The organism is Saccharothrix sp. S26, from assembly GCF_021390395.1.
Lineage (GTDB): Bacteria > Actinomycetota > Actinomycetes > Mycobacteriales > Pseudonocardiaceae > Actinosynnema.
This window is the reverse complement of the sequence record NZ_JAJUWT010000013.1, coordinates 35,591-59,421: the sequence shown is the minus strand read 5'-3', so window position 1 is coordinate 59,421 and position 23,831 is coordinate 35,591. Positions and strand designations below refer to the sequence as shown.

10 protein-coding genes are annotated in these 23,831 nt (G+C 73.9%); 8 read left to right on the top strand and 2 right to left on the bottom strand.

Features of this window, described 5'->3' with window-relative positions:
- Positions 1-57: 57 nt before the first annotated feature.
- Complete coding sequence (locus LZG04_RS21780; protein ID WP_233819644.1) at positions 58-1,425, bottom strand: glycoside hydrolase family 43 protein; 1,368 nt, start codon at positions 1,423-1,425, stop codon at positions 58-60.
- Positions 1,426-1,501: 76 nt separating this feature from the next.
- Positions 1,502-2,983: a family 43 glycosylhydrolase gene (locus LZG04_RS21775; protein ID WP_233819643.1), complete on the bottom strand. Its 1,482-nt coding sequence runs from the start codon at positions 2,981-2,983 to the stop codon at positions 1,502-1,504.
- Positions 2,984-3,486: 503 nt separating this feature from the next.
- On the opposite strand from LZG04_RS21775, the gene LZG04_RS21770 reads away from it, so the two are divergent.
- The 8 genes from LZG04_RS21770 (at position 3,487) to LZG04_RS21730 (ending at position 23,831) form a co-directional block, all read left to right on the top strand.
- Positions 3,487-3,702 (top strand): MbtH family NRPS accessory protein, encoded by a 216-nt coding sequence (locus LZG04_RS21770; protein ID WP_233819642.1) that lies wholly within the window; start codon positions 3,487-3,489, stop codon positions 3,700-3,702.
- 143 nt (positions 3,703-3,845) lie between these two features.
- Entirely contained in the window at positions 3,846-9,722 is a 5,877-nt protein-coding gene (locus LZG04_RS41895; protein WP_308199228.1) for a non-ribosomal peptide synthetase, read from the top strand.
- A complete protein-coding gene (locus LZG04_RS21755) occupies positions 9,719-12,877 on the top strand; it encodes a non-ribosomal peptide synthetase (protein WP_233819641.1) in 3,159 nt (1,052 codons plus the stop codon). Before LZG04_RS41895 ends, LZG04_RS21755 begins: the two co-directional genes overlap by 4 nt.
- Positions 12,874-14,211 (top strand): NAD(P)/FAD-dependent oxidoreductase, encoded by a 1,338-nt coding sequence (locus LZG04_RS21750; RefSeq protein WP_233819640.1) that lies wholly within the window; start codon positions 12,874-12,876, stop codon positions 14,209-14,211. Before LZG04_RS21755 ends, LZG04_RS21750 begins: the two co-directional genes overlap by 4 nt.
- Positions 14,211-14,888, top strand: coding sequence for a DUF6875 domain-containing protein (locus LZG04_RS21745; RefSeq protein ID WP_233819639.1), 678 nt, complete (start codon positions 14,211-14,213; stop codon positions 14,886-14,888). The genes LZG04_RS21750 and LZG04_RS21745 overlap by 1 nt, the downstream gene beginning before the upstream one ends.
- Positions 14,885-18,109: a non-ribosomal peptide synthetase gene (locus LZG04_RS21740; protein WP_233819637.1), complete on the top strand. Its 3,225-nt coding sequence runs from the start codon at positions 14,885-14,887 to the stop codon at positions 18,107-18,109. Before LZG04_RS21745 ends, LZG04_RS21740 begins: the two co-directional genes overlap by 4 nt.
- On the top strand, positions 18,106-19,428 hold the full coding sequence (locus LZG04_RS21735) for an MFS transporter (RefSeq protein WP_233819635.1): 1,323 nt from the start codon (positions 18,106-18,108) through the stop codon (positions 19,426-19,428). Before LZG04_RS21740 ends, LZG04_RS21735 begins: the two co-directional genes overlap by 4 nt.
- Complete coding sequence (locus LZG04_RS21730) at positions 19,425-23,831, top strand: non-ribosomal peptide synthetase (protein ID WP_233819633.1); 4,407 nt, start codon at positions 19,425-19,427, stop codon at positions 23,829-23,831. Before LZG04_RS21735 ends, LZG04_RS21730 begins: the two co-directional genes overlap by 4 nt.

Here is a 23,831-nt window from a genome sequence, read left to right as displayed (position 1 = left end):
GGGCGCGGCACGCCGCCGAGCTGCCGCGCCCACCGCCCGGTCGGGCTGACCTTTGGGTCAGTGGCCGACCTGGAACGTGGCGTCCGCGCGGTCCGTCGCCGTGCTGATCGGGTCGATGCGCAGGACGTAGTTGGCGTGTCGGAGGTGGCGGTCGGGGAAGTTGTGCGAGCGGAACGAGGTCCACGTCGAGTCCGCCAGGCCGGCGACGCGGTGGAACGTGGCGTCGGCGGCGAAGGTCGAGCTGCCGTCGTCCACCGCCAGCGTGAGGGCGTAGTTCACGTGCCGCAGGTAGCGGTCGGGGTAGTTGACCGAGCGGAACGACACGCCGGCCGAGGACGCGAGGCCGGGCACCAGGCGCCACTGCGAGTCCTGGTACGGGTCGAACGGGTACGGGTCGATGCGGGCGGCGTTGTCGGCGTGCCGGATCAGGTGGTCGGGGAAGTTGTAGGACTTGATCCGGTTCCAGCTCGGCGCGCCCCAGCGGGACAGCAGGTTGGCGTGCTCGGTGGCGGTGATGCCGCAGATCGTGGGGTGCTTGGCGTTGAGCGGCTGGGTGTACTGGGCCTTGGTCAGCGGCGTCCACGAGTTGCTGTTGATGTCACCGCTGCGCCACGCGTACAGCTCGCCGTTCACCGGGGAGAACGAGTCACCCCACAGCCACCACTCGTTGCGGTTGTGCGCCTTCACCACGATGGGTGCTTCGATGCCGCCGCTGATCACACCGCTGGTGTAGGTGCCGCGGTCGAAGCTGCGCGGGTTGAGGGTCGTGGAGCGCGCGCCGTACAGCCGGCCGTCGGTGAAGCTCTTGTAGTACAGGTAGTTCATCCCGCTGCCGACGTGCATCGTCGCGTCGAGCACGTTGAAGCCGGGGTCGAAGAACAGCTGCGGCGCGCCCACCGTGACGAAGTCGGTGGTGTAGTTGACGTAGAAGGCGTCACGGCCGCCGCTGTTGGCCGAGTAGATGATGCCGTACTGGCCGCGCGAGGCGTCCCAGAACGCCTCCGGGGCCCACGTGTGGGTCGGCATCGAGTGCATCTTCAGCCGCCGGTACCCGGTGAACGAGCGCAGGTCGGCCGAGTCCCAGGCGTGGATGTACTGGTTCTGCCGGGTGAAGTCGGTGCCGGTGAGGTCGGTGGCCAGCACGATGAACCCGCCGTTCTGCTTGCGCATGATGAACGGGTCGCGCAGGCCGCCGGTGCCCGCGGTCGGCGTGGCGACCGGGTTGCCCTGGTTGAGCGGGGTCCAGGTGAGGCCGTCGGTGCTGACCGCCAGGTGCAGCGCGTACCGGTCGGCGACCTTGTTCGGGGACTCGGTGAAGTAGCCCATCACGTAGGCGGAGTCACCGGGCGCGGCCGCGGCGATCCCGGACCGGGCCAACGCCAGCGAGGCCAGGCCCCCGGCCAGGAACGTGCGTCGTTGCAGCATCGTGCGACCTCTGTTCACGGGAAGGGGGTGGCCGGCGGCGGGAGACGGGCCGCCGGCCACCGGGCAGGGCGGTCGGTCAGGAGGTGGGCTCGCCGGACGGGGCGGGCAGCGTCGTGCCGAGCCGGACCGGGGTGCCGAAGTTGGGCGTGCCGTCGGCGTTCCAGGTGAACTTCTGCGCGCGGGTGGAGCGGTTCATGTCGCAGCCGCCGGACGCGGAGTCGTTGGCGTGGTAGACGATCCAGTCCTCGGTGCCGTCGGGCGACTTGAAGAACCCGTTGTGGCCCGGCGCGTAGACGCCGTTGCCGTCGTTGCGCTGGAACACCGGGTTGGGCGACTTGGTCCAGTGGGCCCGGTTGAGCGGGTCGGTGCCGGTGAGGGTGAGCAGGCCCAGCTTGTAGTCCGGTCCCCAGCACGCGCTGGCCGAGTACACGATCATGGTGCGGCCGTTGTGGTACAGCGGCTCCGCGCCCTCGTTGACCGGGGCGGTCTGGCGTTCCCAGGCCAACGTGGGCTGGGAGATGGTGCGCCGCGCGCCGCTGATCGTGTACGGGTTGGACAGCGGGGTGATGGTCAGCGACTGGGTGCCGTCCATGGCGCTGCCCATCAGGTACAGCTTGCCGTTGTGCTGCAGGATGCTCGGGTCCAGCTCCCACGTGCTGCCCAGGTCGGCCTTGAAGCTGTAGGGGCCCATCGGGTCGCTGCCCGCGGACTCCAGCACGTGCAGCCGCTGGGTGGGGTTGTAGTCGGACACGTTCTGCCCGGCCACGTAGTACAGGTACCAGCGGCCGTTGAGCAGGTAGAACTCCGGGGCCCACATGTTGCAGCACCCGTTGGGCCTGGTCAGGTTGAACACCACCTGGTCGGGCGCGCTCGACAGGCCCCCGAGGGTGCGGGAGCGGCGCATCGTGATGGTGGAGTTCCACGTCGTCGTGGCCAGGTAGTAGTACCCGTTGTAGTACTGCAGCCACGGGTCAGGGCCGTTGCGCTTGATCGGGTTGGTGAACGTGCCCGGTGCCGAGGCGCCCAGCTTCACCAGTTGCCACTGCTGGTTCGTGGCGCCGGTGTCGGGCCACTGGATCAGCTGCGCGCCGTCGGCGGTGGAGAAGTCCAGCACGTCGACGGCCTTGTTGCTGGCGCGGTTGATCAGCCGCACGTACCCGCCGGAGGAGTCGGCCAGCCGGAACTGCTGGTTGGTGCCGTTGCGGTCGGTCCACTGGGTCAACCCGGTCCGGTCGGCGGTGTTGGCGAAGTCCAGCACCTTGCCGCTGTGGCGCGACTTCAGCCGGTAGTAGCCGCCGCCGGAGTCCACGAACTGCCACTGCTGCCACGCGCCGTCGTTGCGCGTGTACTGCGAGATCCGCGCGCCGTCGGCGGTCGCCAGGTCGTACACGTCCAACGCCTTGCCGCTGTTGCGGTTGACCAGCACGTACGAGGCGTTCGTGTCGACCACCGCGGCCGACGCCGACGGCGGCAGGGCCGCGGTCACCGCGCCGAGCAGCGTGGTGACGGTGGCGAGGACGACGCCGCCGCGGCGCGCGCCCCGATAAGTCGATCTCATGGTTGCTCTCCCTGCGACGCTGCATGGACGAACACGGGTGGCCCGGCGGGCGTGCGAGCCGGTGCGGGCCGATCGGACGGCGTGGCGGCGGGTGGCGGATCGCAGCGGCCGGGATCTCCGGCCACTCCAAGCGCGCCTGTTAACGCTAACAGGACGATCGCCGACGGTTCAATAGCCGCCCGCATCCCCGCACTCCGGAAGCCGTTGTAGTCGAACGCGATTCGACAGACTGGGCCGAACGGCGGCAATGCGGCAACCTGTTAACGATAACAAGAGCTCGGATTCCACGCTTGACAGGAATTGACCGGGACCGCTCCCAGGAAAGCCTCCGGTAACCGCTCGACCACGCCGCGCGACGTTCCATAGGGAGGCTGAATAGTGCCCGCCACGCATATCCAATGACCGGTTCGACCGTTCAGAGGATTCCTCATTACGAGACGCCCGGCGTAATGTTGCGCGAACCGGCGACCCGCCCGCATCCGCCCAGGGCAGGAGATCACTGCATGACTGACGGCACCACGAATTACCACGAATTCCTCGTCGTGGTGAACGACGAGGAGCAGTACTCGGTCTGGTTCGCCGACCGGGACCTCCCGCCGGGGTGGCGGGCCGAGGGCACTCGTGGCACCAGGGAAGACTGCCTGGCCCACATTGACCGGGCGTGGACGGACATGCGCCCGCGCAGCGTCCGCGAGCACCTCGCCGCGCACCGCGGCTGACGCTCCGCCCCAGCGCGCACCCGCGCTTTACCGCACGTCCGCGCCAAAAGGCGGTCAACCCTGTCCGGAAAAGGTCACCGGGAATTTCCCGGCGGCCGGTTCGGTCGTGCGCGCCCGAAACACATTCGTCGGGGAGGTTTTTGGTGCACACGGATTCTGCGCTGCCGCTCGCGCCCGCGCTGCCGTTGCAGAGCGGAATGATCGCGGCCGGGTTGCGCGACCCGTCGGCCGGGACGGACGTCATCCAGTGCGTGCAGCACTGGCCGCACGGCCTGGACACCGCCGCGTACCTGGCCGCGTGGCGGGCCGCCGTCGAACGGCACCCGGTGCTGCGGGCGCGGTTCGCCTGGCGCGCGGACGGCGGCATGGACCAGTGGCCGGGGTCGGCCGACGACGTCCCGCTGCTGGTGGACGACTCGGTGACCGACCTCGACGCGTTCCTGGCGGCCGACCGGCGCACCGGCGTCGACCCGGTGTCCGGGCCGGCGCTGCGGGTCGTGGCGCTGCCCGGCGACGTCGTGGTGGCGACGTTCCACCACGCGATCCTCGACGGCCGCTCGCTGGCGATGCTGCTGGCCGAGATCGACGACGACTACGCGGCCCGGCTCACGGGCGGCGCGCTGGACTTCGCGCCGCGGCCGGACTTCGCCGACTACGCGCGGTGGCACGACGCGCGGACCGCGCCCGACCACCCCGAACGCCAGGCCGACGAGCGGTTCTGGGCGGCGGAGCTCGCGGGCTCGGCCGAGCCCGGTCCCCTGCCGCTGGAGCACGCCGGGCCGGACACGCCGGTCATGGCCACGGCCGCGGTGGAGCTGTCCGAGGCCGAGACCGAGGCGGTGCGGGCGTTGGCCGCGCGGGCGGGCGTCACCGTCAACACGGTGGTCCTGGCCGCGTGGGGCTTGCTGCTCACCACGCACGCGCACGCCGACGAGGCCGTGTTCGGCGTGACCAGGGCGGCGCGGCACGGCACCGTCGAGGGCGCGCAGGAGATGGTGGGCCTGCTGCTGGCGACCGTGCCGCTGCGGGTGCCGGTGGACCGGGACGCGTCGGTGGCCGACTGGCTGCGGTCGGTGCGGGAGCGGTCCGTGCGGGCACGCGACCACCAGCTGTGCCCGTTGCCGGTGATCCAGCGCGCGTCCGGGCACGACGTGCCGCTGATGCGCAGCCTGGTGCTGTTCGAGCACCGGGAGCTCGGCACGGTGCTGGCCGCCCGGCCGTCCGCGCCGCCGGGCAGGCGGGTCCGCATCCTGCGCACCCCCGGTTACGCCATGACCTTGTACGCGTTCGCCGAGCCGCGCCTGAGCTTCCAGCTCATCCACGACACCGGCCGGTTCCCGGACTGGGCGGCGGACGCCGTGCTGGCGCAGGTCCGCGACCTGCTGGCGGGCCTGGCGCAGGCGCCGGACCGGCCGGTGCGCGAGCTGGGCGGGCCGCGCGACCTCACCCGGGTGCTGCACGGGTGGAACGACACCGCCACCGACTTCCCGGCCGACGCGACCGTGCCCGACCTGTTCGCCGAGCAGGTCCGGACGCGGCCGGACGCGGACGCGGTGTTCGACGGCACGCGGTGGCTGTCCTACGCCGAGCTGGACGAGCGGTCGAACAGGTTGGCGCACCTCCTGCTGGCCAGGGGCGCGCGGATCGACCTGCCGGTGGCGTTGTCGCTGCCGCGCGGCGCGGACTTCGTGACCGCGATGCTCGCCGTGCTCAAGACCGGCGCGGCCTACCTGCCGCTGGACCCGGCGAACCCCGCCGCACGGGACGCGCTGGCGTTGCGCGAGTCGGGCACGCCCCTCGTGGTGTCCGACCGGCAACGCGCGCTGCCCGACGGCGTGGCGTCCGTGGTGCTGCCGGAGTGCGACCTTTCGGAGCAGTCGCCGGTATCTCCGGCGGTCCCCGCGCATCCATTAAGCGTGGCCTACGTCAATTACACGTCCGGGTCGACCGGCACGCCGAAAGGCGTGGCCGTGCCCCACCGGGGCGTGGTCCGGCTGGTCACGCGGCCCAACTTCGGCCGGTTCGGGCCCGGTCAGACGTTCCTGCACCTGTCCGCGACCGCCTTCGACCTCACCACGCTGGAGGTGTGGGGCGCGCTGCTGACCGGCGGTCGCGTGGTGGCCGCGCCGGACGGCCCGCTCGACCCGGCGGTGCTCGCCGAGCTGCTGCGCGCGCACCGGGTGAGCGTGCTGTGGCTGACGGCCGGGCTGTTCCACCAGCTCGACCCGGCGGTCCTCGCGGACGTGGAGCAGCTGCTGGCCGGCGGCGACGTGCTGGCGCCGGACGCGGTGCGCGCGGCGTTGGCGGCACGCGGCGGCAAGCCCGTGGTCAACGGGTACGGGCCGACGGAGAACACCACGTTCACCACGTGCCACGTCGTGCGGTCGGCCGCCGACGTGGGCGCGACCGTGCCGATCGGCAGGCCGGTCCAGCGAACCGCGGTGTACGTGCTGGACGAGTCGATGCGGCCGGTGCCGGTCGGCGTGACCGGCGAGCTGTACACCGGCGGGGACGGGCTGGCGCGCGGGTACTGGGGCGCGCCGGCGCTGACCGCGGCGAAGTTCGTGCCGGACCCGTTCGGCGGTGTGCCCGGCGCTCGCCTGTACCGGACGGGTGACCTGGCCCGGTGGCGCCCGGACGGCGTGCTGGAGTTCCTGGGGCGCGCGGACCGGCAGGTCAAGGTGCGCGGGTTCCTGGTGGAGCCGGCCGAGGTCGAGGCGGTGTTGCGGGACCACCCGGCGGTCGCGGCGGCGGCCGTGCTGCCGTTCGGCGAGGACGACGCCAGGCACTTGGTGGCGTTCGTCGTGCCGAGTGGTTCGTTGGAGGTCGACGACGTGCGCGCGCACGTCGCGGAACGGCTGCCCGCCTACCTCTGCCCGGCGCGGTACGTGCCGCTGCCGGAGCTGCCGCTCAACCGCAGCGGCAAGGTGGACCGGGCGGCGCTGAGGTCGGTCCGTGCCCCGGGCGCGCGGGGCACGGACCGGACCCGACCGTCGACCCCCACGCAACGGCGGCTGGCCGCGCTGTGGGAGCACCTGCTGGACGCGCCGGAGGTGTTCGCGGAGGACGACTTCTTCGCCGTCGGCGGCAACTCGCTGCTCGCGGTGCGGCTGGCGTTCCGGGTGCGGGAGGAGTTCGGGGTCGAGGTGCCGGTCGCCGACCTGCACCGGGCTCGGACGCTGGCCGCGTGCGCGGCGGTGGTGGACGCGGCGGCGGGGTCGTCGACGGGTCGTGCGCCGATCACGCGGCGGGACCGGTCGGCGTACCTGGTGCCCGCGCAGCGCACGTCCGCCCGGCCGGTCGCCGACCACCTGGTGCTGCCCGGCGCGGGTCACTGGGCGGCGTGGCGGTGGGTGGAGCTGCGCGGCACGGGCTTCGGCGTCGAGCCGCTGCTGGCCGTGGCGAGCCCGGACGCGGCGCGGGCCGCGGAGGCGGTGCTCGCGGCCGAGGACGAGGTGAGCCAGGCGCGGTGGGCGGCGTTCCGGGTGCTGCGCGAGGTGGAGGACGCCTCCAGCGGCGAGCGCCGGTCGGCGTTGCGGCGGATCGGGAGGCTGGTGCGCAAGGGGCGGTTCGCCGAGGCCCGCGCCGCCCTGGCCGCGCTCGCGCCGCCGGACCCGGTGACGGTCGCGCTGCCCATCCCGGACCCCGGTCCGCCCGCGGTCCTGGTCGCGGCCGACCCCGATGCGACGCCAGTCAGGACCGCGCCCGACCCCGACGGCGGATCGGCGGCCGTGCTGGTCGTGGGTCCGCGACCGGTCCACTCGACGACGTCCGACGACGAAGTCGACCGGGCGTTGGCGACGGCCGCCGAAGCCGCCGCACGGCACGAGCGGTCGCTCGCCGAGTACGGCACGCGGTTCGAGGCGGGTCGCACGGCCGCCGCCGAGGTGTTGCGCGTGGTCAGCGGCGACGCGAAGTTCCGCGAAGCGGTGGCGTGGCAGAACCCGCGCGCCCTCCAGACCGCCGTGGACGCGTTGCACCAGGCGTTGTCCGGCGACCGGCCCACCTCGCGCAACGTCGACTACCGCCGCTGGGAGCACACCGTCGTCAGCTACCTCCAGCGGTACTGCGCGAAGAACGACACGATCGGCTACTTCGGGCCGGTCGGCTGGGCCAGGGTCGCCGACGACGCGCCCGCCGCGATCACCGCGCGACCGGGACCGGACCTGATCGCCTCGCGCACCACCTACCTGGAGAACTGGGCCGTCCAGCAGTTGGCCGAGGCGTTGACCACCGACGCCGTGCGGCCGTGGGCGGTGCCCAGGCGGATGCCGTTCGTGGAGGTCGTGGGCGACACCCTGCACGTGCCGATGACCGACCCGGTGCGGCTGCCCGCGGCGGACGCGGCCGTGCTCGCCGCCTGCGACGGGCTGCGCCGCGCGCCCGAGATCGCCCGCGACCTCGACCGGCCCGTCGACGACGTGCTGGCCACCCTCGAACGGCTGCGGCAGGCCAAGCGGATCGCGTGGACGTTGGAGGTGCCGCCGGAGGCGTTGGTGCCGGAAACGGCGCTGCGCGAGCAGATCACGGCCATCGGCGACCCGGACGCCCGCGCCGGGGCCGAACGGGCGCTGCGCGAGATCGAGCGCGGGCGTGACGACGTCGCCGCCGCCGTGGGCGACCCGGACCGGCTGGTGCACGCGATCGGCGCGCTGCACGAGAAGTTCACCGCCATCACGGGCACGGCGGCCGTGCGCCGGCCGGGGCTGTTCTACGCGGGCCGCACGGTCGTCCACGAGGAGTGCCGGCGCGACCTCGACGTCACCCTCTCCCCCGCGTTGGTGGAGACGCTGTGGACGCCCTTGTCACTGGTGCTGGAAGCCGCACGGTGGTTCACCTTCGCCGGTTCGGCGCTGTACGGGCGCGCGCTGCGCGAGGTGTACCGGGAGCGGGTCGCGGCCACCGGCTCGGACCGGGTGCGGCTGGCCGACTTCTGGCTGTGGGCCAACGACACGATCTTCCGCCTCGACGAGCGGCTGATCGGCCGGCTCGTGCGGACCTTGCAGGACCGCTGGGCCAAGGCCCTCGGGCACGCGCCGGACGGCCGTGAGGCCCACTACCGGGTGGCCGACGTGCGGGACGCCGTGCTCAAGGCGTTCGCCGCGCCCCGCCCCGGCTGGCGAGGAGCCGTCCAGCACAGCCCGGACGTCCTCATCGCGGCCCGGGACGAGGACGCGATCCGCGCGGGCGACTACCGGTGGGTGCTGGGCGAGGTCCACCCCGGCGTGAACACCATGCGCGCGGCGTTGTTCGTGTCCCAGCACCCCGACCCGGACCAGCTCCGGGCGGCGATGCGGCACGACATGGCCGGACCGCGGGTCGTGCTGGCCACCACGCGCGAGGAGGGCGGCACGCCGCAACGGCTCGCCGACGCGCTCGTCTCGCCGGACGACCTGAAGATCGTGTTCGGCCACGACGCGTGCGGGCCGGGGTTGCGCGACGCGGTGCCGGTCGGGGCGTGCGAGGTGACCGAGAGCGACGGGCGGCTGGTGGCGCGCAGCCGGGACGGCCGGGTGGACGTCGACCTGGTCGAGCTGCTCAACGAGCAGGTCATGGCGCAGTTGGTGCAGCACTTCCGGTTGCTGCCCGCGGGCGAGCACACGCCCCGGGTCAGCCTGGACCGGCTGGTCGTCGCCAGGGAGGGCTGGCGATTACCCGCCGCGAGGTCGGCGTTCGCGTTCGCCCCGGACGAGCGGACCCGCTTCCTGCGGGCGCAGGCGTGGCGGCGGGAGCACGGCATGCCGAGGTTCGTGTTCGTGAAGAGCCCGGTGGAGCACAAGCCGTTCTACGTGGACCTGGAGAGCCAGCCGTCGGTCGAGCTGTTCGCGCACGCGGTGCGCGCGCTGGACCGCGAGAAGCCGGACGCCCCGCTGGGCGTGGGCGAGATGCTGCCCGGTCCGGACCAGCTGTGGTTGACCGACGCCGCGGGCGCTCGGCACACGGCGGAGTTCCGGGTGGTGGCGGTCGACCGGAGGGGTTGGCCGCAGGGTGTCGGTCTGAGGGGGGAGGGACCGCGGTGAGCGCGGTGATACCAGAAGAGGACGAGGTGTTCCGGTTCCCGGCCTCGTCCGGGCAGCGCAGGCTGTGGTTGGTCGACCAGCTGCTGCCCGCGAGCCCGGTCTACAACATCGGCTGGCGGGTCGGTCTCGACGGTCCGCTGGACGTCGAGGCGTTGCGGGTGGCGCTGAACGCGCTGGTCGCCCGGCACGAGGCGCTGCGGACGCGGTTCGCGGCCGAGGACGGCGTGCCGGTGCAGGTGGTGTCGGCGGCGTTGACCGTGCCGCTGGCGCGCCTGTCGGGTGACGTGGACGCGGTGGTGCGCGAGGAGGTGGGCCGCCCGTTCGCGCTGGACGGCGGGCCGTTGCTGCGCGCGGGCCTGGTGGAGGTCGGGCCGGACGAGCACGTGCTCGTCCTCGTGCTGCACCACGCGATCGCCGACGGCTGGTCGTGCGCGGTGCTGTTCGACGAGCTGGCCCGGCTGTACGCGGCCGAGGTCGCCGGCGTGCCGCACGGGCTGCCCGACCTGCCGGTGCAGTACCCCGACTACGCGGTGTGGCAACGGGAGCAGGCCGAGGGCGGCGCGTTCGACGGCGACGCCGAGTACTGGCGGGAGGCGCTGCGCGGCGTGCCGACCGTGCTGTCCCTGCCGACGGACCGGGCCCGACCGGCGGCGCCGACCGGCCGGGGCGCGGAGCTGCGGGCCGGGCTGGACGTGCCGGACGGGTCGTTCGCGCGGTTGCTGGCGGTGTTCCAGTGCGTGCTGCACCGGGTGACCGGGCAGGCGGACTTCCTGGTGGCCACGCCGGTCGCGGCGCGCACCAGGCCGGAGACCGAGGGCCTGGTCGGCTTCGTGGCCAACACCCTGCCGTTGCGGGCGAGGTTCGCGCCGGACACCACGTTCGGCGAGGTGGTCGCGGCGGCCGAGGAGGCGACCGTGGCCGCGCTCGCGCACCAGGACCTGCCGTTCGAGCGGCTGGTGGACATCGCCGCGCCGCAGCGGACCCTGGCGCACGCGCCGCTGGTGCAGGTGATGTTCGCGGTCGAGCCGGTGCCGCCCGCGCGGACGGCCGGTCCGGTCACGATCAGGCCCGAGGCGGTGGCCAACGGCGGGGCGAAGTTCGACCTGTCGCTGACCGTCGAACGGGCGGGTGAGCGGTGGTTCGCGCGCTGGCAGTACGACTCGGAGCTGTTCACGCCGGAGACGATCGCCGCGCTGCACGGGGTGTTCGCCGCCGCCGTGCACGCCTCCCCCGCCGACCGGGTGGCCGAGCTGTGGCTGGGTGACCACGCGCCGCAGGAGCCCGCCGTCGAGGTGCCCGCCGAGACCGCCGCGGACCTGGTGTTCGCCGCGTTGGCGCGGCACCCGGACGCGGTCGCGATCGAGGGCGCGTTGACGTGCGGCGAGCTGGACCGGGCGGCGAACCGCCTGGCGCACGTGCTGCTGGAGGCGGGCGTGCGGCCGGACCAGCCGGTGGCGCTGTGCTTGGACCGGGGCGCGCCGATGGTGGTCGGCATCCTGGCCGCGTGGCGCGCCGGCGCGGGCTACCTGCCGCTGGACCCGTCGTGGCCACCGGCCCGGCTCGCCGCCATGGCCGCGGGGTCGGACGTGCCGGTGCTGGTCACCGACGGTGCCTCGCGGGCGGTCACGGGACCGTTGACCGGGCCGTGGACCGAGGTCGACCTGGACACCGCCGACCTCGACGCCCGTCCGGACACGCCTCCCCCGGCCGCGCCGCAGCACCCCGGGGCGCTGGCCTACGTCATCCACACCTCGGGGTCGACCGGCAAGCCGAAGGGCGTGCGGTGCACCCAGGGCGGGCTGGCGGCGTTGTTGCGCGCGATGGGCGAGCTGATGGAGCTGACGCCGGACGACCGGCTCGCCTCCATCACCACGCCCGCGTTCGACGTGTCCACCGTGGAGATGCTGGCCCCGCTCATCAGCGGTGCGACGCTCGTGGTGATCCCGGCGGACGACGTGGCCGACGGCGCTGTGCTCAGGGCGCGGATCGAGCAAACGCGGGCCACGGTCGTGCAGGGCGGTCCGGCGAGCTGGCGGATGATCGTCGCGGCGGGCGGCGTGCCCGCGCGGGTGCGGCTGCGGATCAGCGGCGGCGAGGCGATGACCCGCGACCTGGCCGACGACCTCCAGACCGACGGGGCCACCCTGATCGACGGCTACGGGCCGACCGAGACCACGGTGTACTCGGCGGCCGGCGTGGTCTCGCCCGCGCCGGAACCCGTGCGGCTCGGCCCGGCGGTCAAGGGCACCTCGCTGCACGTGCTGGACCCGTTGATGCGGCCCGTGCCGCCGGGCGTGATCGGCGAGCTGCACATCGGCGGCGCGGGCGTGGCCCGCGGCTACCACGGGCAGCCCGACCTGACCGCGGAGCGGTTCCGGCCCGACCCGTTCGGGCCGCCCGGCGGGCGGCTCTACGCCTCCGGCGACCTGGTCCGGCGCCACGCCGACGGCAAGCTGGAGTTCCTGGGCCGCGCCGACCGGCAGCTCAAGGTGCGCGGCTACCGGATCGAGCCGGGCGAGATCGAGGCCGTGCTGCGCGCCCACCCGGACGTGGCGCACGCCGTCGTCGTCGCCTGGTCGGCGCACGCCGCCGACGTGCGGCTGGTGGCGTACGCGGTGCCCGCCGACACCGGTGTCGGCGAGGAGGAGCTGCGCCGGCGGGTGCGGCCGCACCTGGCCGCGAGCCTGCCCGACTACATGCTGCCGGCGGCGATCGTCGTGCTGCCGGAGTTGCCGCGCACCGGCACCGGCAAGATCGACCGGGACGCGCTGCCCGACCCGGTGTGGACGACCGACGACGTCGAGCGCGTCGAGCCGCGCGACGACACCGAACGGCGGTTGGCGCAGATCTGGCGTGAAGTGCTGAGCATGGCGGCGGACGCGCCGCTGGGCGTGCACGACAACTTCTTCGCCCTGGGCGGCCACTCGCTGACCGCGACCCAGATGCTGGCCCGCGTCCGCGTCGCGCTGGACGTCGACCTGCCGTTGGCGACGTTGTTCGCCGCGCCGACCATCGCGGAGCTGTGCGCGAACCTCGACCGCGGCACGACCGCTGTCGGCCGGGGACCGGTGCCGTTGCTCGACCAGCTGGACGAGCTGTCCGACGAGGAGATCGACCGGCTGCTCGGCACGCTGGCCGACGAGGACGAGGCATGACCCGCGAGGCGCTCGTCGTCGGCGCGGGGCTGGCCGGCTCGTTGACCGCGGTCTACCTGGCGCGGCGCGGGTTCGACGTGGAGGTGCTCGAACGGCGGGGCGACCCGCGGGCGCCGGGCGTGCGCGAGGAGGGCCGGTCGATCAACCTCGGCCTGTCGCAGCGCGGGATCGTGGCGCTGCGCGAGATCGGCCTGCTGGAGCGGTTGGCGCCGCTGACCGTGCCGATGCGCGGCCGAGCCGTGCACCTGCCGGACGGCACGCTGCGCTTCCAGCCCTACGGGGTGGCCGAGGACCAGATCCTGCACTCCGTGCTGCGGCACGACCTCAACGTCGCGCTGGTGGACGAGGCCGAACGGCTCGGCGTCGGCTTCTCCTGGGGTTGCCGGGTGACCGCCGTCGACCGGGTCGAACCGGCCGTCACCACCGACGACGGGACCGTGCGCACGGCCGACCTGGTCGTCGGCGCGGACGGCGCGTTCTCCGCGGTGCGCGCGCAGTTGGGCCGCGGCCTGCGGATGGACCTGCACCAGGAGTTCCTGGAGTGGGGCTACAAGGAGCTGCTGATCCCGACCGGCGACGACGGCGAGCCGCGCACCGAGCCGCGGGCGCTGCACGTGTGGCCGGGTGACGACGGGCTGATCGTGGCGCACCCGAACGTGGACGGCTCGCTCACCGCGACCGTGTTCCTGCCGTTCGACGGCGACCGGGGGTTCGCCGGGCTGACCGAGCCCGAGCGGGTGCGGTCGTTCTTCGCCCACCGGTTCCCCGACACGCTCACGCTCATCCCTGACCTCGTCGAGCAGTTCCTGGCGCACCCGCCCGCGAGCCTGGTCACCGTGCGCACGGCCCCGTGGCACGTCACGGCCGGGGAAGGCCGCGGGATCGTGCTCATCGGCGACGCCGCGCACGCCGTGTACCCGTTCTTCGGGCAGGGCATGAACGCCGCGTTCGAGGACTGCTCGGTGCTCGACCGCTCGCTGGCCGCGCACCCGCACGACCTGCCCGGCGCGTTGGCGCTGTTCGAGAGGTCGCGCCGACCGCACACCGACGTGCTGGCCGAGCTGTCCAAGCGCAACTTCGTGGAGCTGCGCGACAAGGTGCGCTCGCCGCTGTTCACCGCCCGCAAGAAGGTGGACCTGGCGCTGCACCGGCTCTTCCCGAACGCGTGGGTGCCGCTCTACACCCTGATCACGCACACCACGGTCCCCTACGGCGAGGCGTTGACCCGGGCACGGCGGCAGGACCGCGTGCTCGGCGGCGTCACGGCCGCGGTGGCCGGTGCGGCGCTGGCGGGCCTGGCCCGCCGGTCCCGGAACAAAGGCAGGTGGAGTTGATGTTGATCCATCCGACCCACCAGGCCCACCCCCTGGTCGAGCCGGCGGACTTCGCCGCGCCTCGGCTGCCCGACGCGGTCGCGGCGCACGAACCCGCGCTGAGGACCGTGTTCGAGTGGGCCGGTGAGTACCTGTGCGGACCGCACCCGGACCTGGGGCGGAGGGGCGCGGTGTGCCCGTTCACCGACACGTCCTTGCAACGCGGTCTGTTCTACCTGTCCGTGCACGCCGGCGCACCGCAGGACCCCGACGAGCTGGCCGCGCTGCTGCTGCACTACCGCGACTGGTTCGCCGAGCTGGAGCCGAGGAAGGGGCCGGGCGCGCAGTTCAAGACCATCGTGATCCTGTTCCCGGACCTGACCGAGTTCGGCGTGGTGGACCGGGCGCAGCAACTGCTCAAGCCGCAGTACACCCGCGACGGGCTGATGCTGGGCGAGTTCCACCCCGGCCCGCCGCAGAAGGCGGGCCTGTGGAACCCGCTGTTCCGCCCGCTGCACAGTCCCGTGCCGCTGCTGGCGATCCGGCACATGGTGCCCACGGACTTCCCGTTCCTGCGGGACGACGACACCACCGTGGCCGCCTACCTGCAACGGTTCGGCGACCGCGTGCCCACGCACCTGCGTGAGCACGTGCGGGCCGCCGCGGACCGGCTGACCAGGTCCGGGAGCACGTCATGACCGATCTGCGGGACACCGGCGCGTCGGCGGCCTCGGCGCGCAAGCGCGAGCTGGTGGCACAACGGCTGCGCGCCCGTGCCGCCACGCCCACCGCCTACCCGTTGTCGTTCGGGCAGCAACGCCTGTGGTTCCTGGACAAGTTCTCGCCCGGCAGCGCCGTCTACAACGTGCCGGTCGCGTTGCGGCTGCGCGGACCGGTCGACCGGGCCGCGTTGCAGCGCGCGCTGGACGTCCTGGTGAACCGGCACGCGTCGTTGCGCACCACGTTCCCCGATTCGGGCGGTGAACCCGTGCAGCTCGTCGCGCCGACCGGCACGGCGACCCTCACCACGCACGAGCTGGGTGACGGCGACCGTGACGCGCGGGCGCAGCGGTTCGCCGACGAACGCGGCGGCATCGGGTTCGACCTGCACCGGGGGCCGCTGTTCGCGGCGAGCCTGGGCCGGTTCGCCGACGACGACCAAGTGCTGGTGCTGAACATGCACCACATCATCGCCGACGCGTGGTCGCTGTCGGTGCTGCTGGGCGAGCTGGGGCAGGCGTACGGCGCGGCCCTGGAGGGTCGCGACCCGGACCTGCCCGCGTTGACGTTGCAGTACCCGGACTTCGCGGTGTGGCAGCGGGACCGGATGGCCGACCTGGCCGCCGGGCACCTGGACTTCTGGACGCGGCACCTCGCGGGCGCGCCGGAGCTGCTGACCCTGCCGACGGACCGACCGCGACCGCCCGTGGTCACCCACCGGGGCGCGCTGCGGTACGGCTACGTCCCGATCCGGCCGTTGGAGGAGCTGGCCCGCGCGCACGGTGCCACCGTGTTCATGGTGCTGCTGGCCGGGTTCGCGGCCCGGCTCGGCCGGTTGGCCGGGCAGGACGAGGTGGTGGTCGGCACGCCGGTCGCGGGTCGCTCGCACCCGGATCTGGAAGGGCTGATCGGGTTCTTCGTCAACACGCTCGCGTTGCGCGCGCACGTGGGCGGCGACCCGACGTTCAGCGAGCTGCTGGCCCGGGTCCGGCAGGTCGCCGCGGCCGGTCTCGCGCACGCCGACCTGCCGTTCGAGCGGCTGGTGGAGCACCTGAGCCCACAGCGCAGCACCGGGCACGCGCCCATCTACCAGGCCCAGCTGATCTTCACCAACACCCCGCCGATGGACATCGAGCTGGCGGGGCTGGAGGTCGCACCGCTGGTGCCCGATCCGAAGGTGGCGAAGTTCGACCTGACGGTGGCCGCCGACCCGCAGGGCGACACTCTCGCCCTCGGCGTGGAGTACAACACCGACCTGTTCGACGAGTCGACCATCGCCGAGTTCACCGACCGGTTGATCGCGCTGCTCCTCGCCGCCGCCGAGCACCCGGACCGGCGGATCAGCGAGCTCGACGGGCTGACCGGCGTGCGGCGGTGGGAGGTCCTGGAGGGCTTCAACGCCACCGATCTGGAGCTGCCGCCCGCGCGGACCGCGCTGGACCTGGTCACCGGGACCGGCACGGCGGTGTCCGGCGTGGGCTCGCGGCTGTCGTACGCCGAGCTGCGCGCGCGAGCCGGACAGGTGGCCGCGCTCCTGCGGGCGCACGGCGTGGGGCCGGGGTCGGCGGTGGCGTTGTGCCTGCCGCGCGACCCGGACCTGGTGGCGGCGGTGCTGGGCGTGTGGCAGGCGGGCGCGGCGTACGTGCCGCTGGACCCGGGGTGGCCGAGCGACCGGGTGGCCGCGATGCTGGCCGACTCGGGTGCGGCCGTCCTGGTCGCGGACCGCGAGCTGCCGTTCGGCGGCACGGTGCTGCGCCTCGCCGACGCCGACCGCTTCGAGCCCGCGCCCGAGCCGTGCCCGGCCTCCGGCGAGGATCTGGCGTACATCATCTACACGTCCGGCTCGACCGGCACGCCCAAGGGCGTCGAGGTGCCGCACCGGGCGGTGGTGAACCTGCTGGTGTCGTTCCAGCGGCTCCTGGCCCTCACCGACGCCGACCGGCTGGCCGCCGTGACGACGCTGTCGTTCGACATCTCGGTGCTGGAACTGCTGCTGCCGCTGACCGCCGGCGCGGAGGTGCTGGTGGTGCCGCCGGAGGTGAGCGCGGACGGGGTCGCGTTGCGGGAGCTGCTGGTCGACCGGGGGGTCACCGCGATGCAGGCCACCCCGGCGACGTGGCGGTTGCTGCACGCGGCCGGCGGCGTGCCCGCCGGGGTGACGACCCGGATCTGCGGCGGCGAGGCGTTGCCGCGCGACCTGGCCGACGACCTGCTCACCGACGACGCGCTGCTGTGGAACGCCTACGGGCCCACCGAGACCACCGTCTGGTCGTCCGCGGGCCTGGTCGAGCGCTCCCCCGCGCCCGTGGTGCTCGGGCCGCCGATCGGCAACACCCGGCTGTACGTGCTGGGACCGGGGCTCGAGCCGGTGCCGCCGGGCGTGGTCGGCGAGCTGCACATCGGCGGGGCGGGCGTGGCCCGCGGCTACCACGACCGGCCGGGGCTGACCGCGAGCCGGTTCGTGCCGGACCCGTTCGCGAAGGAGCCCGGTCAGCGGTTGTACGCGACCGGTGACCTGGTGCGGCACCGGTCGGACGGCACGCTGGAGTTCCTGGGCCGCACCGACCACCAGGTGAAGGTGCGCGGGTTCCGGATCGAGCTCGGCGAGGTCGAGGCCGCGTTGCTGGCCTCCGGCGAGGTGCGCGAGGCGGTCGTGCTGGCCGCCGACGAGCGGCTCGTGGCCTACGTCGTGCCGGCGGACGTGCCGCGCGACGGGCTGTGGCCCCGACTTCGGGCCCGGTTGGCCGAACGGCTGCCGGACTACATGCTGCCCGCCACGGCGGTCGTGCTGGACGCGTTCCCGTTGACGCCCAACGGCAAGACCGACCGCAAGGCGCTGCCCGCGCCGGTGTGGGACGTCGACGGCGAACGGGTGCCGCCGCGTGACGCGGTGGAGGAGGTGCTGTCGGGCATCTGGGCCGAGGTGCTGGGCGTGCCGGGAGTCGGCGCGCACGACGACTTCTTCACCCTGGGCGGCCACTCGCTGCTCGCGGCGAAGGCGTTGGCGCGGGTGCAGGCGGCGTTCGGCGTGTCGGTGCCGATCGGCCGCATGTTCGCCACGCCGACCGTCGCCGGTGTCGCCGCCGCGCTCCTCTCACTGGACGACCCCGAGCGGGTGACCGCGGTGGCCGAACTGCGCGTGCGACTGGCCGGGATGTCGGCCGAGGAGGTCGAGTCCATGCTCGGTGACCAGCGATGAGCGCCCCGGCGGGGTTGCGCCGGTTCGCCGTGGTGTGGGCCGGTCAGCTGGTGTCGGTGATCGGTTCGGCGCTGACCGCGTTCGTGCTGGGCGTGTGGGTGTACCTGGGCACGGGGTCGGTGACGACGTTCGTGCTGATCCAGTTCTGCGCGGTCGTGCCGGGCATCCTGCTCGCGCCGTACGCGGGTGTGGTGGCCGACCGGTACGACCGCAAGCGGATCATGCTGCTCGCGGACTCCGGCGCGGGCGTGGTGACGGCGCTGCTGCTGGTGGCGGTGTCGACGGGCTCGTTGGCGGTGTGGCAGGTCTACGTCGCCACCGCGCTGACCGCCACGCTGAACTCGTTCCACATCATCGCCTACACGGCCCTGGTGCCGGCGCTGGTGCCCAAGGAGCACCTGGGTCGGATCAACGGCCTCATGCAGATCACGCAGGGCGTGCAGATCGCCGCGCCGCTGGTCGCCGGCGCGTTGCTGGGCCTGGTGGGGTTGCGGGGCGTGCTGCTGATCGACTTCGTGTCGATGGTGGTCGCGGTCGGGGCGCTGCTGCTGGCGCGGCTGCCCGACGACGCCGTGCGGCCCGCGGGTGCCTCGAAGGACGAGCGCGAGGGCATCGGCGCGGGGCTGAGGTGGCTGCGCGGCGCTCCCGGCCTGTTCGCGCTGTGCGCGGTGTTCGGCGTGTGGAACTTCCTGTTCGCCATCGCGGGCGGGCTCGTGCAGCCGCTGATCCTGTCGTTCTCCAGCCCCGCGACGCTGGGCGTGCTGATGGCCGCGGGTGGCAGCGGGCTGTTCGCGGGCGGGCTGGTCATGGGCGTGTGGGGCGGGCCGAAGCGCCGGGTGCACGGCATCTACCTGGGCTTGGCCCTGGGCGGGGTGTTCCTGGTGCTGCACTCGCTCGCGCCCTCGCCGTGGCTGATCGGCATCGCCGCGCCCGCGTTCCTGTGCACCCTGCCGTTGATCAACACGTGTTGCGTGACGTTGTTGCAGACCAAGGTGGACCCGGCGGTGCTGGGCCGGGTGCTGGCGGTGGTGCGGATGCTGAGCACCGCCGCGATGCCGGTCGCGTTCCTCCTGATCGGCCCGCTGACCGACGGCGTGGCCGAACCCCTGATGGCCGCGGGCGGTCCGCTGGCCGGCAGCGTCGGCGCGCTGATCGGCGTCGGCGAGGGCCGCGGCATCGCCCTGATCTTCCTGGTCGTCGGCGTGCTCATGCTCGTGCTGGCGGCCTGCGCCTGGTCGCGGCCCCGGCTGCGGACCGTGGACGACCTGCCCGACGCGGTGCCCGACGAGACGCCGTCACCTGAAAGGACCCTGGGATGACCGAGCTCTCCGACCACCGCGAACGCCTGCTGGCGAAGCTGCTCGCCGAACGCGGCCTGGCCGCCGCGCCACGGGCGGCCGTGCCGCGCCGGCCCGAGGGCGCGGTCGTGCCGCTGTCGGGCAACCAGCGCGGCCTGTGGCTGACCGGGCGGCTCGGCCTGGACGCGGGCGCGTACGTCATGTTCGCCGCGCTGCGGGTCGCGGGCGAGGTCGACGAGGACCGGTTGCGCGCGGCCGTGCGGACCGTGATGGGGCGGCACGAGGCGCTGCGCACCCGGATCGTGGAGAACGACGGCGTGCCCGAACAGCAGGTGCTGGACGACGTGCCCGCGGACGTGGCGTTCTCGTCGGTGTCCGGCGAGGACGAGCTGACCGCGCACCTGGTGTCCGAAGTGGATACGCCGTTCGACCTGGCGCTCGCGCCGCTGCTGCGGGTGCGGGTGGTGCGGGTCGGACCGGGTGACACCGCGATCGTGTTCAGCGCGCACCACATCGTGTGCGACGACCTCTCGCTGGGCGTGGTGGCGGGCGAGGTCGGCGACGTCTACGCGGGCGTGACGCCGGAGCCGGTCGGGGCGCAGTTCCCCGACTACGTGCACTGGCAGGCCGACCGGCTCGCCGACGGCGAGCGACAGCGCCAGCTCGACCACTGGCACGACCGGCTGGCCGGCGCACCGGACGTGCTGGACCTGGCGCTGGACCGGCCGCGCACGCCCCAGCGCACCACGGCGGGCGGCAGCCACCGGTTCACCGTGCCCGCCGCGCTGGCCGGGAAGCTCGCCGAGGTGACCCGCGCGCACGGCTGCACCACGTTCGCCGGCCTGCTGGCCGCGTTCGGCGTGCTGCTGTCGCGCCGGTCGGGCGCGGACGACCTGGTGATCGGCGCGCCGACGACGCACCGGCCGTTCCCCGAGCTGGAGCGGTCGGTCGGCATGTTCGTCACCACGACCGCGCTGCGGCTGGACCTGTCCGGTGACCCGACCGTGGCCGACCTGCTCGGCCGCGCCCGCGCCACCGCGGTCGACGCGCTCGACCACGCCGAGGTGAGCTTCGACGAGGTCGCCGCCCGGGTCGCGCCGCGCCGCGACCTCGCCCACCACCCCGTGTTCCAGGTGATGCTGGTGCTCAACCGGGGCGGCACCACCGGCTCGTGGGCCGGGATGGACGCGGTCGAGCTGCCGATCGACCGCGAGACCAGCCGGTTCGACCTCACCCTGCACGTGCGCGAGACCGACGGCGACTGGCCCGCGAACCTCGACTACAGCGCCGACGTGTTCGACGCCGACACCGTGGCGCGGCTGGCCGACCACCTGCTCGCGGTGCTCGCCGCGCTCGTGGCCGACCCGGCCGCCCGGCTGTCCGCGCTGGACACCACGACCGAGGCCGACCGCCTGGCCGCGCGACGGCTCAACGGCGAGCCGCCGGACACCCCGTCGCCGCGCCACGCGGGCGTGCTGACCCGGATCGCCGAGCAGGTCGCCGCGCACCCCGACGTCACGGCCGTGCTCGACCTGGCCGACGGCACGGAGGTGACGTTCGCGCGGCTCGACCAGCGGGCCAACCGGGTCGCGCACGTGCTGGCCGGGTGGGGCGTCGGTCCGGAGACACCGGTCGGGCTGGCGCTCAAGGCCGGGCCGGACGCGCTGGTGGCGCTGCTGGCCGTGCTCAAGGCCGGTGGCGCGTACGTGCCGCTGGACCCGGCGCACCCGCCCGCCAGGCTCGCCGGGCTGCTGGCCGACTGCGGCGCGCCCGTGGTGATCACCGCGCCCGCCGACCGGGACCGCTTCGGCGAGTTCCACGGCGCGCTGCTGGACACCGCCGACGAGGCGTTCACCGGCGAGGCCGACGCACCACCGGACGTCCACGTGCCCGCCGACGGGTTGGCGTACATCGTCTACACGTCCGGGTCGACCGGCGTGCCCAAGGGCGTGCAGGTGCAGCACGACACGCTGGCCAACCTGACCGGCGCGTTCATCGACCTGCACGGGTTCGGGCCGGGTCAGCGGATCCTGATGATCCCGCCGTTGAGCTTCGACGCCTCGGTCGGCGACGTGTTCCCGGCGTGGTGCGCGGGCGCGGCGGTCGTCGTGCACCCGGAACCGGCCGCGATCGGCGGCGCGGACCTGCTCAGGCTGTGCGCCGACCACGCCGTGACCGCCGTCGACTCCCCCGCGGCGCTGTTCAAGCGCTGGGTGGCGGACCTGGCCGGTCTCGACGTCGACCCCGGACCGCTGACCGTGATGATGATCGGCGGCGAGGCGGTGCCGACGCGGGCGGTCGCCGAGTGGGCCGCGCTGACCGGTGGGAAGGTCGCGCTGGTCAACCACTACGGCCCGACCGAGACCACCGTCTGCGCCACGGCCTACCGCACGGTCGACGCCTCCGAGGTCGACGCGCGTGCGGCGACGTTGCCGATCGGACGGCCGCTGCCCGGCGTGCGCGCGTACGTGCTGGACGCCGACCTGCGCCCGACGCCGGTCGGCGTGCCCGGTCAGTTGCACGTCGGCGGCCTGGCCCCCGCGCGCGGCTACCGCAACGACCCCGCGCGCACGGCGGCGGTGTACCTGGCGGACCCGACCGTCCCCGGCGGTCGGATGTACGCCACCGGCGACCTCGTGCGGCTGCTGCCCGACGGCGTGCTGGAGTTCCTGGGCCGGGTGGACGACCAGGTCAAGCTGCGCGGTCACCGGATCGAGCCGGGCGAGGTGCGGTCGGCGCTGCTCGCGCACCCGGCCGTCGCCGAGGCGGCCGTGGCGGTGCGCGGTGACACGCTGGTGGCCTACGTGGTGCCGCGCTCGCGGGCCGCCGCGCCGGAGCTGGACGACGTGCGGGCGTTCTGCGCCGGTCGGCTGCCGGACGCGATGCTGCCCGGCGCGGTCGTGGTGCTGGACGAGCTGCCGCTCACCCGGCACGGCAAGGTCGACGTGGCGGCGCTGCCGGACCCCGACCCGGCGGCCCGGCTCACGCCGTACGAGCCGCCGCGCACCCCGGTCGAGCGGACGTTGGCCGAGGTATGGTCGGAGGTGCTGGACGTGCCGCTGGTCGGCCGCCGGGACAGCTTCTTCGGCCTGGGCGGGCACTCCCTGATCGCCGCCGCGGTGCTGGCCAAGGTGCGGTCCCTGCTGGGCGTCACGGTGCCGCTGCGCGCCCTGTTCGCCACCGCCGACCTCGCCGAGCTGGCCGAGGTGGTGGAGCAGGCCGCCGCGTCGGACCACACGTTCGCCAAGAAGTACAAGTCGGGCCTGCCGACCGTGCCGGAGATGCGGGTGGACGCGATACCGCCGGACGACATCCAGCCGCGCCACCCCGTGCGGACGGGGCCGGCGGAACGCGTGCTGCTGACCGGGGCGACCGGGTTCCTCGGCGCGCACCTGCTGAGCGAGCTGCTGTCCCGCACGGACGCCGAGGTGCACTGCCTGGTCCGCGCGGAGACACCGGCCGTGGCGCTCGCCCGCGTCCGCGCCAACCTGCGGCGCGCGCACCTCGACGTGCCCGAGGAGCGGCTGTCCCGGGTGGTGCCGGTGATCGGCGACATGTCCCGGCCGCTGCTCGGCCTGGCGGAGGAGGACTTCGACGCGCTGGCCGAGAGCATGGACGCGATCTACCACAACGGCGCGGTGATGAACTTCGTCCTCACCTACCAGTGGATGATGCCGCCGCACGTGGGCAGCACGGTGGACGTGCTGCGGCTGGCGACCCGGTACTCGACCAAGCCGCTGCACCTGATGTCGACGCTGGGCGTGTTCCTCGGCGTGAACTACGACAAGCGGCTGGTCACCGAGGCCGACCGGCCCGAGGACCCGACCGGGCTGGACACCGGCTACCACACCACCAAGTGGGTCGCCGACATGATGGGCGTGCTCGCGCGGGACCGGGGCGTGCCCGTGTCGATCCACCGGATCGCGGCGATCGTGGGCGACGTGCGCACCGGCACCGCGAAGACCGAGTCGTACCTGAGCCGCCAGATCGCCACCTGCGCGCACGCCGGTGCGGTCCCGAAGACACCCGACGTGATCGACATGCTGCCGGTGGACCGGCTGGCGGGCGCGATCGCGGGCATCTCGGCCGACCCGTCCACGCTGGGCCGGGACTTCCACTACTACCGGGCCGACGGGTTCAGCTACGCCGACCTCGGCGAGGTGCTCACCGCGAAGGGCTACCCGACCCGGCTGCTGGAGTACGCGGACTGGCGGTCGTTGATGCTGGAGAGCCCGGACAGCGCGTTCGGCCCCCTGGCGTTCGGCCTGACCACCACGCACCGGGCGCACCCGGTGTTCGACTGCTCGGCCACGTGGGCCGCAGCGGCGTCGGTCGGGGTGGAGTTCCCGCCCGCCGACGCGGAGATGATCGCCCGCCACGTCGACTTCCTCGCCGCCGCGGGCGTGCTGCCGGAAAGGGGCTGA